This is a genomic window from Ignavibacteriota bacterium, from assembly GCA_013285405.1.
Lineage (GTDB): Bacteria > Bacteroidota > Ignavibacteria > Ignavibacteriales > Ignavibacteriaceae > IGN2.
Window position 1 is genome coordinate 3,682,260 of sequence record CP053446.1, and the last position, 22,798, is coordinate 3,705,057.

General features: G+C 35.3%; 18 protein-coding genes and 1 tRNA gene. 14 read left to right on the forward strand and 5 right to left on the reverse strand.

Translation table 11 applies throughout. The annotated features are described in order from the left end of the window. Positions 1 to 75 precede the first annotated feature (75 nt). The 4 genes from purD to HND39_16090 are packed head-to-tail and all read right to left on the reverse strand — an operon-like array spanning position 76 to position 5,309. On the reverse strand, positions 76 to 1,350 hold the full coding sequence (gene purD / locus HND39_16075) for a phosphoribosylamine--glycine ligase (GenBank protein ID QKJ97668.1): 1,275 nt from the start codon (positions 1,348 to 1,350) through the stop codon (positions 76 to 78). Beyond that, on the reverse strand, positions 1,351 to 2,628 hold the full coding sequence (locus tag HND39_16080) for a glycosyltransferase (protein ID QKJ97669.1): 1,278 nt from the start codon (positions 2,626 to 2,628) through the stop codon (positions 1,351 to 1,353). A 27-nt stretch (positions 2,629 to 2,655) separates the two neighbouring features. Then, entirely contained in the window at positions 2,656 to 4,128 is a 1,473-nt protein-coding gene (gene guaB / locus HND39_16085; protein QKJ97670.1) for an IMP dehydrogenase, read from the reverse strand. Between the two features lie 11 nt (positions 4,129 to 4,139). Next, entirely contained in the window at positions 4,140 to 5,309 is a 1,170-nt protein-coding gene (locus tag HND39_16090) for an acyl-CoA dehydrogenase (protein QKJ97671.1), read from the reverse strand. A 508-nt stretch (positions 5,310 to 5,817) separates the two neighbouring features. Here HND39_16090 and HND39_16095 point away from each other — a divergent pair. The 13 genes from HND39_16095 to HND39_16155 all read left to right on the forward strand — a co-directional run bounded on the left by HND39_16095 (position 5,818) and on the right by HND39_16155 (position 19,834). Continuing rightward, positions 5,818 to 5,907 (forward strand) — tRNA-Ser (locus HND39_16095). A gap of 442 nt (positions 5,908 to 6,349) precedes the next feature. Then, the gene (locus HND39_16100; protein QKJ97672.1) at positions 6,350 to 8,020 is read left to right on the forward strand and encodes a mechanosensitive ion channel; all 1,671 of its coding nucleotides are present in this window, start codon (positions 6,350 to 6,352) and stop codon (positions 8,018 to 8,020) included. Beyond that, positions 8,007 to 9,089: a bifunctional diaminohydroxyphosphoribosylaminopyrimidine deaminase/5-amino-6-(5-phosphoribosylamino)uracil reductase RibD gene (ribD, locus tag HND39_16105; GenBank protein ID QKJ97673.1), complete on the forward strand. Its 1,083-nt coding sequence runs from the start codon at positions 8,007 to 8,009 to the stop codon at positions 9,087 to 9,089. Before HND39_16100 ends, ribD begins: the two co-directional genes overlap by 14 nt. A gap of 38 nt (positions 9,090 to 9,127) precedes the next feature. Further along, positions 9,128 to 9,775, forward strand: a complete 648-nt coding sequence (locus HND39_16110) for a riboflavin synthase (GenBank protein ID QKJ97674.1) — start codon at positions 9,128 to 9,130, stop codon at positions 9,773 to 9,775. A 12-nt stretch (positions 9,776 to 9,787) separates the two neighbouring features. Beyond that, entirely contained in the window at positions 9,788 to 11,023 is a 1,236-nt protein-coding gene (locus HND39_16115; GenBank protein QKJ97675.1) for a bifunctional 3,4-dihydroxy-2-butanone-4-phosphate synthase/GTP cyclohydrolase II, read from the forward strand. Positions 11,024 to 11,047: 24 nt separating this feature from the next. After that, positions 11,048 to 11,512, forward strand: a complete 465-nt coding sequence (locus HND39_16120) for a 6,7-dimethyl-8-ribityllumazine synthase (protein ID QKJ97676.1) — start codon at positions 11,048 to 11,050, stop codon at positions 11,510 to 11,512. 117 nt (positions 11,513 to 11,629) lie between these two features. Next, on the forward strand, positions 11,630 to 12,472 hold the full coding sequence (gene aroF / locus HND39_16125; protein QKJ97677.1) for a 3-deoxy-7-phosphoheptulonate synthase: 843 nt from the start codon (positions 11,630 to 11,632) through the stop codon (positions 12,470 to 12,472). Positions 12,473 to 12,647: 175 nt separating this feature from the next. After that, positions 12,648 to 13,289, forward strand: a complete 642-nt coding sequence (locus HND39_16130) for a hypothetical protein (GenBank protein ID QKJ97678.1) — start codon at positions 12,648 to 12,650, stop codon at positions 13,287 to 13,289. Positions 13,290 to 13,320: 31 nt separating this feature from the next. After that, positions 13,321 to 14,781: a hypothetical protein gene (locus HND39_16135; GenBank protein QKJ97679.1), complete on the forward strand. Its 1,461-nt coding sequence runs from the start codon at positions 13,321 to 13,323 to the stop codon at positions 14,779 to 14,781. 207 nt (positions 14,782 to 14,988) lie between these two features. Beyond that, on the forward strand, positions 14,989 to 15,846 hold the full coding sequence (locus HND39_16140) for a DUF481 domain-containing protein (protein QKJ97680.1): 858 nt from the start codon (positions 14,989 to 14,991) through the stop codon (positions 15,844 to 15,846). Positions 15,847 to 16,162: 316 nt separating this feature from the next. After that, the gene (locus tag HND39_16145) at positions 16,163 to 17,041 is read left to right on the forward strand and encodes a pirin family protein (protein QKJ97681.1); all 879 of its coding nucleotides are present in this window, start codon (positions 16,163 to 16,165) and stop codon (positions 17,039 to 17,041) included. A 204-nt stretch (positions 17,042 to 17,245) separates the two neighbouring features. Beyond that, positions 17,246 to 19,483 carry a tetratricopeptide repeat protein gene (locus HND39_16150; GenBank protein ID QKJ97682.1) on the forward strand — a complete coding sequence of 746 codons (2,238 nt, stop codon included), beginning with the start codon at positions 17,246 to 17,248 and terminating at the stop codon, positions 19,481 to 19,483. A 105-nt stretch (positions 19,484 to 19,588) separates the two neighbouring features. Beyond that, positions 19,589 to 19,834 carry a hypothetical protein gene (locus HND39_16155; protein QKJ97683.1) on the forward strand — a complete coding sequence of 82 codons (246 nt, stop codon included), beginning with the start codon at positions 19,589 to 19,591 and terminating at the stop codon, positions 19,832 to 19,834. A 74-nt stretch (positions 19,835 to 19,908) separates the two neighbouring features. Here the strand turns inward: HND39_16155 and HND39_16160 are convergent, their stop codons facing one another. Next, complete coding sequence (locus HND39_16160) at positions 19,909 to 20,046, reverse strand: hypothetical protein (protein QKJ97684.1); 138 nt, start codon at positions 20,044 to 20,046, stop codon at positions 19,909 to 19,911. A 368-nt stretch (positions 20,047 to 20,414) separates the two neighbouring features. Here HND39_16160 and HND39_16165 point away from each other — a divergent pair, with 368 nt between their 5' ends. Further along, positions 20,415 to 22,787 carry an arylsulfatase gene (locus tag HND39_16165; GenBank protein QKJ97685.1) on the forward strand — a complete coding sequence of 791 codons (2,373 nt, stop codon included), beginning with the start codon at positions 20,415 to 20,417 and terminating at the stop codon, positions 22,785 to 22,787. Positions 22,788 to 22,798: the final 11 nt, after the last annotated feature.

The window sequence follows — 22,798 nt, forward strand, 5'->3', positions numbered from 1 at the left end:
ATTAACTTTACTAAGATAAGTGTAAAGATAAACTCTAATAAGAGATAAAAGTAAGTCTGTTTATTTTAGGATTATTTATTTCAATGCTTTATCGGAGATATCCTTTCTATAATAAATATTTTCAAAATGGATTTTGGCTAAAGCTTTGTAGGCTCGATCTTTCGCTAATGATAAATTAAAATCCGGAAGTACAGAAGTAACACCTAAAACTCTTCCACCATTGGTTAGAATTTTACCATTATCTTCTTTTGTACCTGAGTGAAAGACAACAATATCTGCCGGAAGTTCATCTAAACCTTTTATCTCAAAACCTTTCTGGAAAGAATCCGGATAACCTTTTGAAGCAGCAACAACACATACTGAGGAACCTCCATTATAATCAATAGAAGCTTTATCAACTTGTCCACACGCGGCTGTGAAAAGCAAATGCAAAAAATCTCCTTTAACAATTGGTAATACAACCTGAGTTTCAGGATCTCCAAACCTGCAATTAAATTCTATTACTTTGGGTCCTTCAGCAGTTATTATCAAACCTGCATACAAACATCCGATAAAAGGTGCGTTTCTTTTTTTTAAGGTTTGAACAACGGGAAAGAATATTCTGTTTTTAATTTCTTCGAACATTTTCGGAGTGACTATTGGTGCAGGTGCAAACGCACCCATCCCACCTGTATTTTTTCCGGTATCATTATCACCAATTCTTTTATGATCCTGAGAAGCAGGTAAACAAACAAATTCATTGCCATCACAAATAGCAAAAACAGAAATTTCTTCACCAGCTAAAAATTCTTCCACTAAAACCCTATCGCCAGATGCGCCAAAAATCTTATCATTGAAAATCAAATTCAATGCTTGTTCCGCTTCGTCGGAGTTGTTACAAACAAAAACACCTTTACCAGCAGCTATTCCATCAGCTTTGATCACACACGGATACTTCTTTTGTTTAATAAATTCCCTGGCTGCACCAAACATATTAGAATTGAAAGGAATATAATTCGCGGTTGGTACACCTGCCTCCTTCATCACCTTCTTGGCAAAATATTTTGATGATTCAATTTGAGCTGCTTCTTTATTGGGTCCAAAAACATTTATTTGATTATCGCGGAGTATGTTTGCGAGTCCTTCAACCAACGGTTGTTCAGGTCCAACTATTACCAAATCAATATTCTTTTCCTTGCAAAACTGAAGAATTTTTTGTTGTTCAGATGATGCAATGCTTACATTTTCACCGAGGAATTTTGTACCCGGATTACCTGGAATTAAATACAACTTCGTGAGAGATGGGCTTTGTTTTATTTTGTGGGCAAGCGCATGTTCTCTCCCACCAGAACCGATTATTGCAATGTTCATTTAAACCCTCAATACTTTATTCATTTGTTTGGCTAATTGTTCGGTCAATAAATCCCTTCTGAATGATTCCACAAATTTTTCATCCGGAACAGGTAATTTACCTTCTTTATACAAATTATAAACCTGAATGATTGTGTTCTTTATTTGTTCAATATTATCAGGTTCAGTGATAAAAGCAGCTTTGTATTCGGATGCTGCTGTTTTAAGTGAGCCTTCAGGCAAACAAGCTATGATTGTTTTTTTTGTTCCAAAGTATTCATAAAGCTTTCCACTCGAAACTGTCGATGCACTTTTTCCATTTCCGACCATAATCCAGAGTACATCACTCATCATTAATTTTTGTATCGCTTGTAAGTGGTCAACATATCCATATTCAATTACGTAAGCTTCAAGGTTCATAGTTTTAATAAGTTTTCTATTTTCTATTCCTAACAATCCAACAAATGATAATCTGATATTTTCAGCTATAGATGGATTCTCTGTTATTATCTTTTTGAATGCGTGAAGAAAATATTTTGGCGTTATATATTCATAGAATAAACCGGAGTAAGTAATAAGCATTTTATCATTTGGTTTTTGTATCTGTTCTGTCTTTGCAAAATCATCCGGATCATAACCATGGGGAATAATAAATACTTCATCAAACGATAAAAATTTATAGTCTTTGATCAGCTTTTCTTTTATTCGCCGATTAGTAACTATTATTCTGTCAACAGCTTTTAATGCTTTGTACTCCTTTCTTTTATGAATACTTTTATGAAACGGAGTCAGATAAAATGAAAATTGATTATCCACCCAAAGATCACGATAATCAAATATCATTGGTATGTTATGTATTTTTTTTATATCACTAAAAATATCAAATTGACTAAAAGGCGGACTGGAAATGAATATGCAATCGAAGTGTTCATTTGATAGAACTTCAAGAGTTTTTTTGTAAGCATTTTTGGACCAGGAGAGTTTGTTATCAGGTATAAAAAATATCTGGCTTAATCTATTGAATGTTTTACGCACTAATTCAGCCGGAAGTTTTACCGTCCTTTTTTTTGAGAGCAATGAGTTCGGCTCAGAACCAGTAACTCTTATAACTCTTACGCCAATGTCATCTAATTCTTTTTGTAATGAATTGTCATGTGCAAAGTATGCAACATCTGCAGTTGTTATTACGGTTGGGTCCCAATTAAAATTTTTTAAATACTTGATGAATTTAAGTGTACGCTGGACTCCACTTAACCCCATTGGAGGAAAATAGTATGCAATGACGAGTACTTTGTGCATTTAAAATTATTTGCCCTTTTAAGAAAACTAAGATTTAACCTGATAGTTAGGTGCTTCCTGAGTTATGATTACATCGTGTGGATGACTTTCTTTCAAACCTGAAGAGGTCATCTTAACAAATCTTGCATTCTTTCTGAGTTGCTCAATATTCTTTACTCCACAATAACCCATTGCTGCTCTTAAACCACCGACTAATTGATAAATCGTATGTTCTAATGGACCTTTATACGGAACTCTGCCTTCAACTCCTTCAGGTACTAATTTAGCAATGTCATCTTCGGCATCCTGGAAATATCGATCCTTGCTTCCTTCTTTCATTGCAGCCAAACTACCCATACCTCTGTAAGATTTAAAACTTCTCCCTTCATAGAGGATTGATTCACCCGGACTCTCTTCAACACCCGCGAAAAGACTACCGATCATTACACTGTGTGCTCCGGCTGCAAGAACCTTAGCAACATCACCAGTCTGCTTTATTCCTCCATCAGCAATTAAGGGAATTCCTAATTTTTTGACCGCCCGATATGCATTCATCACGGCAGATATTTGCGGAACACCAACGCCAGCAATAACTCTGGTTGTGCAAATTGAACCTGGACCAATTCCAATTTTTATCGCATCCACCTTGCAATTTATCAAATCAATTGCTGCTTCATAAGTTCCTATATTTCCAGCGATTAATTGAATATATCTAAATTTTTTTCTTGCTTCCTGAATTGTTTTAATAACACCGGTTGAGTGACCGTGTGCAGTATCAATTATAATCGTATCTGCACCAGCTTTGGTTAAAGCGTCTATCCTATCAAATGTATCTCTTGTTACTCCAACTGCTGCTCCCACTCTTAGTCTGCCATGCTCATCCTTACAAGCAAGAGGATGTCTTTTCTTCTTCATAATATCTTTAAAGGTTATTAAACCTCTCAGAATCCCCTTCTTATCAACCACCGGAAGCTTTTCTATTTTATGCCGCTGAAGTATCTTTTCCGCTTTTTCCAATGTTGTACCTATTGGCGCAGTAACCAGATTATCTTTTGTCATTAATTGTGAAACTCTCAACTTTTCATTTGGTTCAAATCGTAAATCTCTGTTCGTTAATATTCCAACAAGTCGTTTTGTACTGTCTACTATGGGTATCCCTGAAACGCTATACTTTCTCATTAATTCCAACGCGTCTCTAATAGTTTTATCAGGAGACAATGTTACAGGATCTTTTATCATCCCACTTTCTGATCTTTTAACTTTATCTACTTCTTCACACTGTCTTTCAATATTCATATTTTTATGGAGGATCCCGATTCCGCCTTCTCTTGCTAATGCAATTGCAAGATTGGCTTCAGTAACCGTATCCATTGCCGCAGAAATAATCGGGATGTTTAATTTAATTTCCGGTGTAAGATAAGTGGTAACATCAACCTCGCGTGGTAATACAGATGATTTTGCAGGAACCAATAATACATCATCAAATGTAAGTGCTTCTTCTATTTTAAATTTTTCATTCATCTTGATTCTATCTAATCAAATGCTGGAATTCCGGTTATATCTTCACCAAGAATAAGTGTGTGCATTTCGTGAGTTCCTTCATAAGTTTTTACTGATTCAAGGTTAGCTGCATGTCTCATTATTGGGTATTCGTCCAGGATGCCGTTTGCACCATGAATTTCCCGTGATATTCTTGCAATGTCAAGAGCTTTTTCACAATTGTTTCGCTTTGCCATAGAAACATGAACATGTTTTGCTTCCCCTTTATCCATCATCCTCCCAAGTTGTAGATTTAAAAGCTGAGCTTTGGTAATCTCGGTTATCATATAGACAAGTTTTTCCTGAGTCATCTGATATCCAGCTATTGGTTTGCTGAATTGCTTCCTGCTTTTTGAATAATTCAGTGATGAGTCATAACAAGCCATCATTGCACCTACAACTCCCCATGCAATACCGTATCTTGCCTGGTTCAAACACATCAATGCATTTTTTAATCCTTCAGTTTTGGGAAGCAGATTATGCTCCGGAAGAAAAACATTATCAAAAATTAATTCTGAAGTTACTGAGGCCCGAAGTGAATGCTTGCCCTTCATCTCTGGTGCTGCATAACCTTTCATTCCTTTCTCAACTAGAAATCCTCGAATAGTACCATCAAGTTTTGCCCAAACAACAGCAACATCAGCTATTGTTCCGTTTGTTATCCACATCTTTGCACCATTGAGATTAAAACCACCATTAACTCTATCAGCTTTAGTTATCATCCCGGAAGGATTAGAACCAAAATCCGGTTCCGTCAAACCAAAGCAACCAATCTTCGAACCATTTGCAAGTTGAGGAAGCCATTTATTTTTTTGCTCTTCGTTACCAAATCGAAATATCGGATACATCACTAACGAGCTCTGAACCGAAACAAAACTTCTGATTCCACTATCTCCGCGTTCCAATTCCTGTGCAATCAATCCATAAGAAACATAGTTAAGTTCTGCACAACCATATTTTTGTGGAAGAGTATTTCCAAATAAACCAAGTTCAGCCATCTTTGGTATAAGATGCATCGGGAATGTAGATTCACGATTATGCTTTTCAATTATTGGAATGATTTCATCAGAAACGAATTCCCGCACTGTATTCCGAATCATAATCTCCTCCGGAGTCAGCAGCGATTCAATATTATAATAATCTACACCTGGAAATTTATTCATTGATTTTTTTTGTGAAATAATGAGTATAAATTTAGCGAAACTCTATCAAGCACGCAATAAATTACATAATACGTTAATAAGTAAATGTAGAACATTTTCAGTGGAATGGTTTCTTTTTCATTTTGCCTCTAAAACAAATTGCTTTCGTCCAACACTTTTAATGGATAATGCTTTTAGATACCAGATATTAAATCTTTGTCACGAGTTGCAAAATTGGTAAAGAATTAATTTATGCAAAAACAATATTTATTATAGCATATTCGATTTTGTTAGCCACAATTATTAGAATCATTATCAGAATTCTTTTAACAATAACTCAGTCTTTGATTAATATCCAAGAAAGAATGAAGACATTTGTGTCAGATCTGATTCGGATTTCACAAGACATCTACAATTCATCAAATTATTTTGTCTTCAATTAGTGAACGGAAGTCTAATAAATTTCGCGTAGTAATCAGAGTTTCAATATTAGACGCAAAGTTGTATTTTTGCATTGCGAATTTGAATCGGAGAGATGGCCGAGTGGCTGAAGGCAACGGTTTGCTAAACCGTCGTACTGGGTAAACTGGTACCGAGAGTTCGAATCTCTCTCTCTCCGCTATTCATTTCATCAAAAATTAATTATTAGATTGAAGTAAATTAGTACCGAGAAGTTCTCCCAGAGGGACTCCTTCGGAAGAATCTCTCTCTCCGCTATTCATTTCATCAAAAATTAATTATTAGATTGAAGTAAACTGGTACCGAGAAGTTCTCCCAGAGGGACTCCTTCGGAGGAATCTCTCTCTCCGCACATTTTCAAGATGAAATAATACCTCAGTCTTTTTTATTCTCCCTATCGTTTAATAAAATTTATTCAGGCGACACTTTGACTATAAAAGAATGGGCATCGCTGCCCGCACGAAACGGAAGATATTTTTAACTTTACTTCGTCATTTCTTATAATTTAAGTTTTTGAGTTGGATTAATCAGGACTTTCGTCCTATGCGAATTATTCATTTTTTTTAATACTTTTCATTATCAAAAAAACAAAAGTATCAAAAATGAAAAACAATCCTCTGTCAAAAATCATGATCCATATCTTCAGGATATTCAAAGAATTTCTTCTAATATCAATTATAATTTTTTCTTTGAATCTGAACTTCATCAATGCTCAAGCAGACAGTTTAAAAATAAAAACAAATAAATACACACAAAATTTGTCAACTGCAGCAGTCGAAATTGATGATAAGAAATTATTTTATGTTAGAGGAATAACTTCCTTTCCTGCTGGAGAGAGAGCAAAAATAATTTCTGAAAGAATAATTAACCTTGCTGAGGAAAAATCTTTCATTCCTGATTCACTTAAAGTACAAGAGGAATCAGATCGTCATTTAATAATAGCAAATGGAAATCTTGTTCTGAGAATATTTGATGCTGACGCTGAAATTGAAGGAGTTGACAGGAAGTTACTTGCTGAAATGGTAAGAGATAATATTATTAAATCAATAAATGATTATCGTTATGAAAGAAGCAGCCAGCTGCTAATCAAACGAATTATTTATTCAGTCGTCGCTACTTTATTATTAATTGTAATTCTGTTTTTACTTAAACTATTTTCAAAAAGAATAAATGATTTCCTTGAATCTAAACTGAAATCAAAAATTGAAGGTCTGGAAACTCAATCATTCAGTCTTATTCAAGCTAAACAGCTTTGGACGGGATTGAAAGGTTTCATCAATACCGTCAAATTCTTTTTGATTGTTTTGTTAATATTAATTTATATTAATTTCGTTCTGGGTTTATTTCCTTTAACAAGACCAATTGCTAAAGAAATATTCTCATTAATATTTGAGCCGTTGGGTTTAATTGGTCGTTCAATATTATCTGCTTTACCGAATATTGCATTTCTGGTAATACTTATTATTTGTGTCCGATATTTATTGAAACTTGTAAAATTATTTTTTAAAGGAATTAGTCAAGGTACGATTGAGTTGACTAACTTTGATCCTGACTGGTCAATTCCTACTTATAAAATAGTCCGTTTTTTAATCATTGTCTTCACTGTGGTTATCGCATATCCATATATTCCTGGTTCTGAATCAGATGCCTTCAAAGGGGTTTCAGTTTTGCTCGGAATCATGTTTTCCATCGGGTCTTCCTCATTTATAAGCAACATCGTGGCTGGTTATAGTTTGACATATCGCAGAGCATTTAAACTTGGAGATTTCATTAAAGTAGATAATGATTTTGGTGAAGTAATTGATATGAAACCATTTGTTACACGGATCAGAACTCCTAAAAATGAGGAAGTTATCATACCAAACTCAAAACTCATCGACACTCAGGTATTCAACTATAGTTCACTTGCCAAAAAGAAGGGACTTATTCTCCACACTTCAGTAGGAATTGGATACGAAACTCCCTGGCGATTAGTTGAAGAAATGCTGAGAACAGCAGCAGACCGTACCGAAGGGTTATTAAAAGATCCACCATCTTACGTTTTGCAAAAATCTCTTGGTGATTTCGCTATTGTGTATGAAATTAATGCTTACTGTAATGAGCCTTCTCAAATGATGAAAATTTATACAAGGCTTCATCAAAGTATTCTCGATATCTTTAATGAGAATAATATTCAGATAATGACTCCTGCTTATGAAGGTGATCCATCGGAACCAAAAATAGTATCAAAAGACAAATGGCATACACAGCTTAAAGCTGATGGAAAAAGTTAGAGATTTAGATAGATATATTCGGGCTTGTTTTAATCTTGCTCAAAAAGGTAGAGGGAATGTTAGTCCAAATCCACTCGTTGGAGCATTATTAGTTAAGAATGGAAAAATTATTGCTCGGGGGTACCATAAAAAATTTGGAGATGCGCATGCAGAAGTCAACGCAATAAATAATTCCAGAACAGATGTGTCCGGAGCTACTCTTTATTGCAATCTTGAACCATGTTGTCATACAAATAAGCAAACTCCCCCGTGTGTTCCACTTATAATTAAAAAAAAAATTAAAAGGGTTGTAATAAGTAACCTCGATCCAAACACAGAAGTTAATGGAAGAGGTGTTAAGCAGTTAAGAGATGCCGGTATAGAAGTAATAACGGGAATTCTTGAACATGAAGGAAAAGATTTAAATAAATTTTATTTTAAATATACCGCTGAAAAAATTCCTTACATTACTTTAAAAATTGCTCAATCAATTGATGGTAAAATCAGTTTGTCAAATAAGCAGCAAACCTGGTTAACCGGAAAAGAATCAATTGAAAATGTTCACCGGCTCAGAGGTGAGTACGATGCCGTTTTGGTTGGTGCTAACACAATAAAAACGGATGACCCCCAGTTAAATGTAAGACTCATTAGAGCAAGAAATCCTATTCGAATTATTATTGACGGTAAACTCAGTCTTCCCATTAAATCAAAAATCCTTAATTGTTCTGATATTGAAAAGACTTGGATATTCACGTCATCCTCATCGAGCTCCAAAAAAATTATTTTTCTTGAAAAACTTGGAATTAAAATAACCCAGATACAGCCAACACTGAATGATGAAATTAAACTGCTCAATGTGTTAAAAATTTTAGCCGAAAATAAAATTACCTCCCTGCTGGTTGAAGGTGGACAAAAAATCTTCTCTCAATTTCTAAATCAGAATCTTTTTGATGAAATTTTGGTCTTCCAGAGTCCTATTATTTTAGGTAAAGGAATAAACGCCTTTGATAGTGTAAAACTGAAACAACTCAGGCTGAAAGTAGTCTCACAGTTTGGTAATGATATCAGGATAGTTTTGGTCAAAAAATAGCTGATTAGTTTCTGATCGAAAATAATTAACTTTACTTTATGTTTACCGGAATAGTTGAAGAAATAGGTAAAATTGAGAGGGTTAGCCCAATTCAAGGTGGCTATTCAATCAAAGTGAAATCCAGTAAAATTATTGATGACCTCTCAGTTAATGATTCTGTTTGCATTGATGGAGTTTGCCTTACAGTTACAAAAAAAGATAGTTCATTTTTTTTTGCAGATGCAGTTGGCGCAACTCTCGAAAAAACTACTTTTGGAAATCTCAAAACCGATTCATTTGTAAACCTTGAGAGATCATTAAAATTAAGCGACAGACTTGGTGGTCACCTGGTACAAGGTCACGTAAATGGTATCGGAAATATTTCGGAAATAAAAAAGCTTGGGGAAAATTATCTGGTTAAAGTTGTTATACCTCAGCAATTAGAAAAATATTTAATTAAGGAAGGTTCAATTGCTATAAATGGAATAAGTCTTACGATAGCTGATTTGAACACGAATGAAATCTCAATTTCAATAATTCCGCACACATGGCAAAATACAAACTTCAATTCCAAAAAAGTAGCAGACGAAGTAAATATTGAAATAGATATTTTAGCAAAGTATGTTGAAAAGCTTTTAAATAATGAAAACACCAGAGCAGTTGAAATCAAACTGACTGAAAACTGGTTAAAAGAACTAGGATATTAATGAAAAGTAAAAATGAAAAGTAAATCAAATAATCATAACGAATTCAAATTCAATACAATTGAAGAAGCAATTGCAGATATAAAAGCTGGCAAGATGCTGATTGTTGTTGATGATCCGGATCGTGAGAATGAGGGCGATCTGGTTATGGCTGCTGAACTTTGTAAACCAAAAGATGTTAACTTCATTACACGCGAAGGAAGAGGAATACTTTGTTTACCAATCAATGAAGAGAAAGCGCATGAACTCAATCTTGATTTGATGGTGCAGAACAATACTGCACTTCATGGAACACCATTTTCTGTTTCAATAGATTACAGACACGGAACCACAACCGGAATTTCTGCACACGATCGTGCAATTACCATTAATAGAGCAGCAGATAAAAAAGTTATTCCGGATGATTTTGCCAGACCAGGACATATTTTTCCGTTGATCGCAAAAAAAGGCGGAGTCTTAAAACGTGCTGGTCATACCGAGGCAGTTGTCGATCTTATAAATCTCGCAGGTTTAAATCCTGTAGGTGTATTATGTGAAATTCTTGACGAAGATGGAACAATGGCGAGAGTTCCCAAATTATTGGAATTTGCAAAGCAGTATAATCTCAAAATCATTACTATCACTGATCTCATCGAATACAGAATGTCAAGAGAACACTTTGTTCAAAAAAAAGTTATCATAGATCTGCCTACAAGATATGGCAATTTCAAATTGCATTTGTATGAAAATACTTTAGATCCTTTGGACAATCCAATGGCATTGGTAAAAGGAGATATCAACGGTGATGATCCGGTTTTGGTACGAGTTCATTCAGAATGTTTAACCGGAGATATTTTTGGTTCAAAGCGCTGCGATTGCGGTGAACAATTGATTGCAGCGATGAGCATGGTTGAGAAAGAAGGAAAAGGTGTAGTGCTTTATATGCGTCAGGAAGGCAGAGGAATTGGATTAGTGAACAAACTGCTTGCCTATCATCTGCAGGAAAATGGTAAAGATACTGTTGAAGCTAATGAAGCTCTCGGATTCAAAGCTGATCTGAGGGATTATGGAACCGGTGCACAAATTTTAAAAGATCTCGGCTTAAAAAAAATTAAGCTTCTCACAAATAATCCAAAAAAAGTTATTGGTTTGAAAGGTTACAATCTTGAAATAGTTGAAAGAGTACCGATAGAAATCGAACCAAATCCCATAAATGCAAAATATCTTAAAACAAAGCGCGACAGATTAGGTCATCTGCTTCATTCAGAATAAATATTAAAATTATCAGAGGTTAAAATGGCTAACATAATTGAGGGAAAACTTAATGCTAAAGGAAAGAAATTCGGGATCGTGGTTTCAAGATTTAATGAACTGATTTCTTCACAACTACTTTCAGGAGCAAAAGACTGTCTCATCCGACACGATTGTAAAGAAGAAGATATTACTATTGTCTGGGTTCCCGGTTCTTATGAAATTCCGTTAACTGCTAAGAAACTTGCTTCTTCAAAAAAATTTGATGCAGTAATTTGTCTTGGTGCTGTAATTCGTGGTGGAACTCCTCACTTTGATTATATTGCTGCTGAAGTTTCAAAAGGTGTAGCACAAGCAGGACTCGATTCAAACTTACCAGTTATTTTTGGAGTGCTTACAACTGATAATATTGAACAAGCACTCGAACGAGCAGGAACAAAAGCAGGTAATAAAGGTTGGGATGCTGCATTGTCTGCAATTGAAATGGTTGGATTATTTAAACAACTATAATCAAACTGTGCCTGCAATCACTTTTCATAAATTACACAGGATTAGATAATTTGAAAATGTGCTGATATGAAAAGTATTTTATATTTTTGTAATTGATATTGAAAAACTTTAGAAATAATGAAAAGACTATCAGAAACAAAAGTTAGAAAATTGAGTAAAGACCACTTCACTAAAATCGAAGAAGAATCGGTTGTTTTTGGTGAAGGTCACTTTACTGTTATCGCAGGACCTTGTGCTCTGGAAAGTGAGGAACTTGCTGTAAATACTGCAAAAGCTGTTGAGCATTCAGGTGCTAAAGTTTTTCGATGCTCGTTGTTTAAACCAAGAACTTCACCCTATACTTACCAGGGTTATGGAATTGATGGGGTTAACTTGTTAAAACTTCTGCACTCCGAAACTAATTTGTTGTTAGAGACTGAAGTTCTCAGCACTGATCACCTTGATACACTTGCAGTCGAAGCTGACATTCTTAGAATAGGCTCACGCAACATGGATAATTATGAATTGCTGAAAGCTGTAGGAAAAATAAACAAGCCGGTTATTCTAAAAAGAAATATGAGTGCAACCTTGGAAGAATTCCTTCTTGCTGCTGAATACATTTTATCTGTTGGAAATGATAAAGTTATTCTTTGTGAGAGAGGTATAAGAACATTTGAAACCTATACACGAAACACGCTTGACATTCTTGCAGTACCTGCTTTAAAAGAATTAACTCATCTTCCTGTAATTGTTGATCCATCTCACAGCACAGGAAAAAGCAGTCTTGTTCCTGCTGCAAGTAAAGCTGCATTAGCTGCCGGTGCAGATGGACTAATGATAGAAGTTCATCCAAATCCGATTGCTTCATATTCAGATGGTCAACAATCACTCGATATACCTTCTTTTGAAAAACTGATGAAAGAATTGTCTGAGATGGCAAATCTTCTCGGTAAAAAATCCTCAATATCTGTATATAGTTAAGCCTGTTTTTCACCAGTCTTTTATAAACAGGATATTATCAATTCATTAACACTTCATCTGAAAGTCAGAAGTATTATATCTCTTGGGACTAAGTACCTATTTATGATGATTCATGAAAAAATTAAATTTATATTAACAATCATCTTTCTAAATCAAATATAATAAGGAGACGTGAATGAATTCATTTGATTACAGCCACAAAATATTTTCCTTGTGCGTCCTTCTATCCATTATCGGATTTTCAGCAAATGTATTTGCACAAGCTGAAATATTCGGATTCGGAGGATATGAAGTCGCTTCCGATGTTCAGGTAACACAAGGTCAATTAAATATTTACAGCAATCCAAATTATGGTGCTGGAATTTCTTTCGAAGTACAACGTGGTATTCAGGCAGAAGTATTTTGGATTGGTCAGCAAACACCAATGGAGTTAAAAAGATATAACGGACTGACTGAACCTCTGTTTGATGTTGGCATTCATTATTTCCAGGCTGGTGCTGTTTATGAATTCAGGCAAACAAAAGCTCAGAAAGCATTTCCGTTTACTTCTTTTAGTTTAGGTGCAACATTATTCAGCCCGATTGATGCAAATTTTAGTGAAGAGTGGAGGTTTTCAATTACGTTTGGTGGTGGTGGAAAATTTTATATTTCAGATAGAGTTGGTTTACGATTACAAGCCCGGATGCTTCTTCCTCTGAATTTTTCAGGCGCAGGAATGTGGTGCGGTACTGGTGGATGCAGTGTCGGTGTGGGCAGTTGGGCAACTTTATTACAAGCTGATTTTACTGGTGGTATTTTCGTTCGTCTCGGAAAATAATTACAGAAAATTTTCATAATATTAAATAACTATGAAAAAAGTCATAGCACTTCTATTCATTTTAAATTTATTAACTAACGCACAAGACCGTCACTACTGGGATCAGTCAGTTGGCGGAAGAACTGCATTGTTAGGCGGGATTGCTGTAGGTGGAGTCAGAGATTACAGTGCAACATTTTATAACCCTGGTGCATTAGGATTTATTTCGAGAAGCAAGCTTAGTTTTAACTTCAATATGTATGGCATCAAGGATTACAGATTCGTTAATGGCGGTGGTCCGGGAATAGATTCTCGATACACCAGAGTATCATTATATCCTGCATCATTAGCAGGAAGCTTGCCATTTTTAGGTGATTCAACAAACAGATTCAGCTACATGATTTATGCTAATGGGTATTCTTATGTTAGAATATCAGAAAGATATGAAGGTTATGATGATGTTATTCCAACCAGACCTCCGTTACAACCGGGAAATCCTAATGCATTTCAAGGTAATGAATTGCTTCTGAATCAGGGTAAAATTGATATGCTGCTCAGTGAAGTTTCTGTTGGATTTGGATATGCAAAAATGATTTCAGAAAACGTTGGAGTTGGAATTACATTTATCGGTGCATACAGAGATCAGACAAAAGAAAGATATGAATCATATTCAGCGTTTGACACAACCAATCAACGTGCAGCGACAACAGACCTTTATATTGATATTGATTACTGGGCTGTAAGATTATCAGCAAAGATTGGAATTGCTGCAGAATGGGATCAGTTAAAAATTGGTGCAACAATAACAACACCAAGTTTTGCAATTAAACGTGCAAGCGGTGGTACTGATTACGCAAGTATATCTTCAAATAATGTATATGTCGATAGCTCAAATAATCCGATTGATATTCTCGCTTCTGACAGACAAGAGGGTTTGCCTGTTAGCTATAAAACTCCGTTTTCCATTGCAGCAGGAATTGAATACGATCTGTTCACTGACACAAAAATCCACTTCGCAGCCGAATGGTTTGCACCTTTATCCACTTACGTTGTGATGCAGCCAGAAAGCGCTGACTTTACAAGAAATAATAATGTTCCGGAAGTTTATGAGCACGACAGTTCAGAATTACTCAAGGTTTATGATTCAATGAAACCCGTATTTAATCTTGGAATAGCACTTGAACAAAAACTAACTGCAAAAGTTATGGGTTATGCTGCCTTCAGAACTGATTTCAGCAATGCAAATTACGATGAGATTAATGGTTTATACGTTGGCTTTACTGATTTTAATATTTATCACTTCACTGCAGGTGTTTCAACAGAGTTAAATGATACTTTTATCGGAGTAGGATTTGAATACAGTCACGGTCAAAGAACTGATTTCCCTCAAATATTTAATTTCCCCACAGGATCTGCTGAACCAAATGATCTGGTTATTCCGGCTAACCGCGGTACCTGCGAAGCTTATTACAATAACTTCAATTTATTTTTTGGTGTGACACAGCTACTTTAAAATTTAACTCTGTCACATTTTCGAATTTTAAGCTCTATAAAATAATAGATAAGTTTGCCGAGTTAGTTTGTTAAAAAAAATCAAATCATTTAGTTTTACACATTCTTTTTTATAACAATTATTATTCTTCTTTCTTTTCATATTCTACTCAGAGGAATAAAAATATTTCCCTTATTATTTTTCAAAATTATTAAAAGGAGAACAAAAATGCGTTCAGCTACGGCAAAAATTATTATAATTATGCTTTTAATTTCAAGTATAAATATTTTTTCACAAGATACAGAAAAAAAACTCGGATGGTTCTTTGAAGGCAAATTAGCCGGTTTATGGACTGGCGGAAATTCTGAATCGTTCACTCTCGGTTTAGGTGCTACGTTAAAACATATCTGGACAAATTCTGAATTAAGGTTTGATGCAGGTGGAACACAAACTCAATCAACTCTTACCACACGCACTGCTGTTGGAACAACGGACAACTTTGAAGTTAATGAACAATCAAAAACAGAAAAGACAGCGGAAATAATATTCGCACGAGGCAGATATGATTATAATTTTACAGAGAATTTTTATGCGCTTGGCGGAATAGACTGGCTGAGAAACCGTTTTGCCGGTATCAACAGCCGTACATTGGTTGCAGCGGGTGTTGGTAATAAATGGGTTGATAATGAAAATGTCCGGTTTAAAACTGATTACAGCTTTACTTATTCATTCCAGAATGATGTAGTAGAAAATCCGTTTGCTAAAACTAAATTCCCAGGTGTACGGTTCACTTACGACTTCTGGTATAACCTGACTGCATCAACACAGTTTGAAAGTATTTTTATTGCTGACTGGAATCTGGATAATACCGATGACATTAGATTTGATTTCTACAATGCACTGCCAATTAAAATCAGTGAAATATTTTCACTTAAACCATCACTTCAGTTATTATGGAGAAATGATCCATCACTTACTGAAATTGATTTGTTTGCTAACGATGGAACACCAACTGGTTCGAAGGTATTAACTCCTCTTAAAAATATGGATACTCTTTTTTCATTAACGCTGGTGGTTAATCTGTAATTTTTAAGTAACCTGGTTTTTATTGTTGAGTCAAAAAACGGCTTAATTAGACAGACTTCATAATATAGAGAATTTGAAAACCCATGATGACTATCGTGGGTTTTCTGTTATCAAATTTCCAATCAAAGTAACACATAGCAATAATTGGTTAACTATTAATATTTTGAAAGAAACATTAATTGACACAATGCTAAATTCGCATAATTGATTCCCAAAAATCAAATTTTGAAAATATTTCTTACCATACATCAATGCAATCTGTGCATAAGGTTTGTAATTTTCTTCAGTATAAAAACTTTATAAAAAGGAAAAGAAAATGAGTACAAAAAAAGTTGAATTAGTTGCTGCACCGGCTCAACCGCACTTTGTTGGTGACGGTTTTAGAGTGCATAATTTCATTCCAAGCGCTTATCATTTGGAAATGGAACGGATGAATCCATTTATTGTATTGGATTATAACTCAAAATTTTACTTCCCTGCTTCCGACAAGCCAAGAGGGGTTGGTGTTCATCCGCATAAAGGTTTTGAGACGGTAACAATTGCTTACAAAGGAAGAATAGCTCATCACGACAGCAGTGGTGGTGGTGGAATAATTGGAGAAGGTGATGTACAGTGGATGACTGCTGCTTCAGGTATTTTACATAAAGAATATCATGAAGAAAGCTGGAGTAAAGCAGGAGGTGATTTTCAGATGGTTCAGCTTTGGGTGAATCTGCCGGCTAAATACAAATTGTCAAATCCAAAATATCAGGCAATAACAAATTCGCAAATCAATCGTTTCATTCTGGAAAACGGACAGGGCGAAATTGAAGTAATTGCCGGTCAATTTAAAAACATTAAAGGTGCAGCTTCTACATTTTCGCCGATAAATTTATTTAATGCGAAATTAAATAAAGGTGCAAAAACTGAATTTAATTCCCCGGCGAAATTTAACACAGCACTGCTGGTTATTGAAGGAAATATCACAGTAAATGATTCCGAACTTGTTAAGGTAGATCATTTTGTTCTTTTTGAAAATAAAGGTGAAACATTTACTGTTTTAGCAAATGAAGAATCAACCGTACTAATTTTAAGTGGTGAACCAATTAACGAACCAATTGCAGCTCACGGTCCCTTCGTAATGAATACACGCGAAGAAATAATGCAAGCTTATGATGATTTTAATAAAGGCAAATTTGGTTATCTTGAAGATTAGATAAAGGCTGAAATCATTATCTGATACGCTTGAAATTTTCAGTTGATGGTTAAACAGTAATAATAGTAATTCGTAAGTTGATGGGGCTATATTTTAAAGAATTGTTATCACAAACGATTGGAAGAAAATTTACCTGTAATGACTAACTCAAGTAAGTTAATAAATTTATTCATGATCAGATTTAGCATAGTTCTGATATCAGTCATGCTTCAATTCTGTGGTAATGATTCAACTTCAAAGAAACAAGCTGACTTTGTTGGTGGAAAAAATTGCGTTAGCTGTCATCAAAAAGAATACGAGCTTTGGAAAAATTCTGATCACGACAAAGCAATGATGATCGCAAATGATTCAACCGTGCTTGGCAATTTTAATAATGTTGAATTTGAATCGAGAGGAATAAAGACAAAATTCTTTAAACGAAACGGAAAGTTTTTTGTTTATACTCAGGGTATTGATGGAAAGATGAGTGAATTTCAAATAACACATACATTTGGTGTTCGAATTCTTCAACAGTATTTAATTCCATTTGAGAAAGGAAAGTATCAATGTCTGCCGATTGCCTGGGATAGTGAAAAGAACCGCTGGTTTGATATGGCTGGAATGGTTTATCAAGCTGAAGAATTAAAACCTGATAGCTGGTTTTACTGGACGAATCAATCGCAGAACTGGAACGGGATGTGCGCAGAATGTCATTCAACAAATCTTCATAAGAATTATGATTTAGACACAGATTCTTTCAGTACAACCTGGTCAGACATAAATGTAAACTGCGAAGCCTGTCATGGTCCCGGTTCAGAACATCTCCATTGGGCAAATCTTCCTGAAGGATCGCGCAGCTATGATGGAAATATGGGACTGGTTTTAAAAACAAACGGAATAACTTCCAAACAATTTGTAGATGCTTGCGCACCATGTCATTCGCGCAGAACATCTTTTGGACCGAATGAACACGCCGATGCTGAATACTACAACCTTCATAGTCCACAAAATATTTCTCCTCCACTTTATTATGCTGATGGACAAATACTTGATGAAGTTTATGAATTCGGTTCATTCACCCAAAGTAAAATGTTTATGCATGGTGTTAAGTGCAGCGATTGTCACGATTCACACAGTATTAAATTTAAGTTTGAAGGGAACGCACTTTGCACACAGTGTCACCTTCCGGAAAAGTACGATACTTATCAGCATCATTTTCATAAATACCCGAATGAAAAAGGTGAACCTGTAAAAAATAAATTTGGTGAAATGGTTCCTGTTGGTCAAGGAACTCTCTGCAAAACATGTCATATGCCCGGCAGATATTATATGGGTATTGATTTCAGAAGAGATCACAGCTTCAGAATTCCACGACCGGATCTTTCGATAAAGTATAACGTTCCAAATACCTGCAATGACTGCCACGCAGATAAAAGTTTTCAATGGTCAGAGAATTGGATTAAAAAACATTATGGTGAACAAAAGAAATTCACATACGCATCTGTACTTGCTGACGGTTATCTGCAAAAAGAGCATGCTGATACAAGCCTGATATCATTAATTAATAATGATTCCATTCCATCAATCGTTAAGGCAACTGCACTTGGTTATTTATCCAACTATAATAATCCCGAAACAAATTTGTTATTAAAGAAATTGCTCACTAATCCTGAGCCTGTGATTCGTGAAAGAGCAATTGATGCATTTAATACTCCAGATGCAAATGAATTAGTGAGAGTAATTTCTCCCCTGCTCGATGATCCGGTAAAAATGGTTAGAATTGCTGCCGCTGCAAAACTATCGGTTCTTGGTATAGAATTTTTTACGAATGCTCAATTTCAAAAACTTAACAAAGTATTGGATGAATATTTATTGACATTACAATACACAGCAGACTTCCCTACCGGTAAATACAATCTCGGAAATTTCTATTCTAATAAAAATGACTTCGTTAAAGCCGAAAAGTTTTACGTGGATGCAATTAAGATGGACCAACAGTTTTACCCGGCAAAATCAAATCTTGCATTGTTGTATTACCAAAATGGTCAGTTGGAAAAAGCTGAAAATTTATTTCTTGATCTTATAAAAAATCATAAAGAATATACTGAAGGAAATTATTATCTGGGTTTGTTGTACGCTGAACAAAAAAAATATCATGATGCCGCTGAATATCTCGAAAAAGATCTGCTTCAAAAAGAACCCAATCAAAGAACTTTTTATAATCTTGGGTTGGTTTATCAATATCTTAATGAGAATCAGAAAGCCGGTTCTGTTTTACTTAAAGGCAATACTCTGATTCCAAATAATTTCGATTTAATTTTTGCTTTGGCAGATTTTTATCTGAAACAGAAAAATTTTTCCAAAGCACTGCAATATGCGGAAGAACTAAAACTAAAATTTCCTTTAAGAGCTGAAGGTCAGGAGATAATTAATTATATCAACAATCAAGTTAAGGCTCAATAGTCTTATCGTTGAAATTTTTCAGTTATACAAATGTCATTCATTAAATCGTTATTTATTCAAAATACAAATTCAAAAAATTCTAAATGAAGACGACAATTAAGATGTTTGTATTTTTTTATCTTTATTTTTAGTTCAGTACTTTTTGCTCAGAAGACTGACGAGGAACTAACAAAAGCTGCACAAAATCCAATAGCTATCCTTATCAGCATTCCATTTCAGAATAATACATATTTTAATTTTCCAGGTGCAAGGACACAGTATGTTTTGAATATTCAACCGGTAATTCCATCATTTAATGGAAGATTAATTACTCGTACTATATTTCCGTTTGTCTGGGATCCGGATTATTGAAATGAAAGCGGTTCTGATTTTGGTTTTGGTAATATCGTGTTCACAACATTTTACTCACCTGAATCAAAAGAATCTTACTTTGGGTATTTGCCGATAACTTCACTTCCTGCCTGAGTTAAATCACATTGAAGCAGTGAATTGGGAATTGGTTCTTCTCTTTTTGCTCTTGTAATGTCCGGACAATGAATCATTGGCGGATTGATAAACAACATCTAGTCTGTTGCCGGAGATGAAAATCATGTTTATATAAACTATAACTTTCCTGCCGTTTATTATTTATAACTTCCCCGATTTTTATTTAACCTTTTCTCCGATCATAACTGCAAACTGGAAAGCGGACAGCAATAATCAGTGGACTGTTCCATTAGAAATTGGTATAGGAAAATCGTTACGTTTTTGTAAATTACCTGTGAATCTTAACGCTAATTATTATAATAATGATATCAAACCTGAATACTATGCTTATTGGACTTTAAGAATCCAGAGTGCGATACTCTTACCTGCAAGTGTTTTATAAAGTTATATCCAAGAATAAAATTTAAGTAGTTAATAAACATTAATTTATTGTATTAGGAGGCTAATGATGTATAAACATTTTTTGTTACTATTATTTCCATTGTTTCTTGTACTCTTAGCAGGATGCAAAGAACAAATGGAACAAACAGGATCTTCCGGTCAATTTGACAGGACAATACTCCCAATCAAAGAACCGAACCCACCAAATTATACAGAACTGGATGCAAGAGATGCAAAACCACCGGAAAGATTTGAAGTTAAACCACCCCAAAATGCCCCAAACATTGTAGTAGTTTTAATTGATGATATCGGATTCGGTGCTTCAACAGCTTTTGGTGGTCCATGCAATATGCCGAATGTGGACAGGTTGGCTGAAAACGGGTTGAAGTATAATAGGTTTCATACAACTTCACTTTGTTCGCCAACAAGAGTTGCATTATTAACAGGCAGAAATCACCATGTAAATAATGCGGGTGCAATTATGGAACTGGCAACAGGCTTTCCGGGAAACACAGGAATCAGACCAAATAGTGTTGCACCACTTGCAGAAATGCTTCGCCTCAACGGTTTTAGTACTGCTGCTTTTGGTAAATATCATGAAACGCCGCCATGGGAAGTTTCAGCATCCGGTCCGTATGACCGGTGGCCAACAGGTTCCGGCTTCGATAAATTTTATGGTTTTATAGGAGGTGAAACGAATCAATGGGCACCAGCTATTTACGATGGAACTGTACGAATCGAACATGAAAAAAATCCTGACTATCACTTCACTGCTGATATGACAAATCAGGCTATTAATTGGATACAAGCTCAGCAATCTCTTACTCCTGAAAAACCATTTTATGTTTACTTTGCAACAGGTGCAACTCACGCTCCTCATCATGCACCAAAAGAATATATCGAAAAGTACAAAGGTAAGTTCGATATTGGCTGGGATAAATTACGCGAACAGACCTTTGCTCGTCAGAAAGAACTTGGAGTTATTCCGGAAGATACCAAGCTAACAGCACGCCCAAAAGAAATTCCCGCCTGGGATGAATTAACAGCAGATCAGAAAAAATTATTTGCTCGACAAATGGAAACGTTTGCTGGATTTGCAGAACACACCGACTATGAAGTCGGGCGGCTCATTGATGCACTTGAAGAAATCGGCGAGTTAAATAATACTTTATTCTTTTATATTGTAGGAGATAACGGTTCGAGTGCTGAAGGAGGACCGGAAGGAACATATAACGAGATGATGGCTTTGAACGGAATTATTGGGAAAGCAGATCAAATGATACCTTATTATGATTCGTGGGGAAGTCCTTCAACATTTCCTCATTTCGCAGTTGGTTGGGCACACGCAATGAACACTCCTTTCCAGTGGGCAAAGCAGGTTGCTTCACATTTTGGCGGAACTCGTAATGGCATGGTTGTTCACTGGCCTGATGGATTTGAATCCCGTGGTGAAATCAGATCTCAGTTTTCTCACGTAACCGATATTGCACCGACTGTTCTTGAAGCTGTTGGTCTTCCATTCCCAAAAATTGTAAATGGAACAGAGCAGGTTCCGTTCAATGGTTCATCACTAGTCTATTCATTTGATGATGCGAATGCAAAAGAAACTCATACCACTCAGTATTTTGAAATGTTTGGCAATCGTGCAATTTATCATGAAGGATGGGTTGCAGCAACAAGACATTCCATTCCCTGGGTAATGGCTGAATTACCGAAACTTTCTGATGACGTGTGGGAATTATACAATGTTGATGAAGATTTTTCACAAGCAAATGATCTTGCATCCTCAGTTCCGGATAAACTTAAGGAACTTCAAAAAATATTTGAAGAAGAAGCCCTCAAAAATCATGTCTTTCCTATCGATGACCGAAGAGTAGAAAGATTCAATCCGACAATTGCCGGACGTCCAGACGTGATTGGAGACCGGAAAAGTCTTACTGTCTATGAAGGGATGACAGGTTTGATGGAGAATGTATTTATAAATACTAAAATGCATAGCTACACAATCACTGCAGATATAGTTGTTCCGGCAAATGTTAACGGAGTAATCCTTGCTCAGGCAGGAAGATTTGGCGGCTGGGCATTATATACAAAAAACGGAAAAGTACATCATGAATATAATTTCTTCGGGCTTGAACGTACAAATGTTTCCTCAAATTCTGCACTTACTCCTGGTAAACACATTGTAAAGTACGAATTCAACATAAATGAAATGAAGCCAGGTTCCGGTGGAAGCTGTGTACTATACATTGATGATAAAAAAGTTGCCGAAGGAGTGATTCCAAAAACTCAGCCATTCGTTTTCTCAGCAGATGAAGGTACTGATGTTGGAATGGATGGCGAAACTGCCGTATCTAATGATTATAAAGAAGGTGATAATAATTTTACAGGCAAGATCAATAAAGTTGTTATTGATATAACGACAAAAACAATTTGATCAAACTATTA

Coding starts and splice junctions, on each gene's coding strand:
- purD (QKJ97668.1), bottom strand. CDS start 1,350: ATGAACATTGCAATAATCGGTTCTGGTGGGAGAGAACATGCGCTTGCC.
- HND39_16080 (QKJ97669.1), bottom strand. CDS start 2,628: ATGCACAAAGTACTCGTCATTGCATACTATTTTCCTCCAATGGGGTTA.
- guaB (QKJ97670.1), bottom strand. CDS start 4,128: ATGAATGAAAAATTTAAAATAGAAGAAGCACTTACATTTGATGATGTA.
- HND39_16090 (QKJ97671.1), bottom strand. CDS start 5,309: ATGAATAAATTTCCAGGTGTAGATTATTATAATATTGAATCGCTGCTG.
- HND39_16100 (QKJ97672.1), top strand. CDS start 6,350: ATGAAAAACAATCCTCTGTCAAAAATCATGATCCATATCTTCAGGATA.
- ribD (QKJ97673.1), top strand. CDS start 8,007: ATGGAAAAAGTTAGAGATTTAGATAGATATATTCGGGCTTGTTTTAAT.
- HND39_16110 (QKJ97674.1), top strand. CDS start 9,128: ATGTTTACCGGAATAGTTGAAGAAATAGGTAAAATTGAGAGGGTTAGC.
- HND39_16115 (QKJ97675.1), top strand. CDS start 9,788: ATGAAAAGTAAATCAAATAATCATAACGAATTCAAATTCAATACAATT.
- HND39_16120 (QKJ97676.1), top strand. CDS start 11,048: ATGGCTAACATAATTGAGGGAAAACTTAATGCTAAAGGAAAGAAATTC.
- aroF (QKJ97677.1), top strand. CDS start 11,630: ATGAAAAGACTATCAGAAACAAAAGTTAGAAAATTGAGTAAAGACCAC.
- HND39_16130 (QKJ97678.1), top strand. CDS start 12,648: ATGAATTCATTTGATTACAGCCACAAAATATTTTCCTTGTGCGTCCTT.
- HND39_16135 (QKJ97679.1), top strand. CDS start 13,321: ATGAAAAAAGTCATAGCACTTCTATTCATTTTAAATTTATTAACTAAC.
- HND39_16140 (QKJ97680.1), top strand. CDS start 14,989: ATGCGTTCAGCTACGGCAAAAATTATTATAATTATGCTTTTAATTTCA.
- HND39_16145 (QKJ97681.1), top strand. CDS start 16,163: ATGAGTACAAAAAAAGTTGAATTAGTTGCTGCACCGGCTCAACCGCAC.
- HND39_16150 (QKJ97682.1), top strand. CDS start 17,246: ATGCTTCAATTCTGTGGTAATGATTCAACTTCAAAGAAACAAGCTGAC.
- HND39_16160 (QKJ97684.1), bottom strand. CDS start 20,046: ATGTTGTTTATCAATCCGCCAATGATTCATTGTCCGGACATTACAAGA.
- HND39_16165 (QKJ97685.1), top strand. CDS start 20,415: ATGATGTATAAACATTTTTTGTTACTATTATTTCCATTGTTTCTTGTA.